The sequence below is a fragment of the Marinifilum caeruleilacunae genome, from assembly GCF_013141825.1.
GTDB classification, from domain to species: Bacteria; Bacteroidota; Bacteroidia; order Bacteroidales; family Marinifilaceae; genus Marinifilum; species Marinifilum caeruleilacunae.
In genome coordinates, this window is the sequence record NZ_RZNH01000130.1 from 1 (window position 1) to 618 (window position 618).

Annotated in this window: 1 pseudogene; it reads left to right on the forward strand. The window is 43.4% G+C overall.

Going from position 1 to position 618, the window contains the following annotated elements:
• Nucleotides 1-618 (forward strand): annotated as a pseudogene (locus ELS83_RS21765) (hypothetical protein); the annotation flags it as partial.

Genomic DNA, 618 nt, shown 5'->3' on the forward strand with positions numbered 1-618 from the left:
CCTACTTGTGGTCAAACGGAGTAACAACTCAGACCATTACCGTGTTAACATCTGGTAACTACTCAGTGGTGGTAACTGATACAAATGGTTGTTCTGCTTCTGATGATGTAAATGTTACAGTTCTTCCGAATCCTGTTGTGAACCTTGGCCCAGACCAGGAAACATGTGCAGGTGGCACGATTATTTTAGATGCAGGCAATGCAGGATCAACATATTTATGGTCAAATGGCGCAACAACCCAAACCATTACCGTTTCAACTTCTGGTAACTACTCAGTGGTGGTAACTGATGTGAATGGCTGTTCTGCAAGTGATGATGTGAACGTAACTGTTCATCCAAATCCTGTTGTGAACCTTGGCGCAGACCAGGAAACATGTGCAGGTGGAACGATTAGTTTAGATGCAGGCAATGCAGGATCAACATATTTGTGGTCAAACGGAGCAACGACTCAAACCATTACAGTTTCAAGTTCAGGCAACTATTCAGTTGTGGTAACTGATGTGAATGGTTGTTCTGCAAGAGATGATGTAAATATTACAGTACATCCTAACCCAACGGTTGATTTAGGCGCAGACCAGGAAACTTGTGCAGGTGGCACGATTATTTTAGATGCAGGCA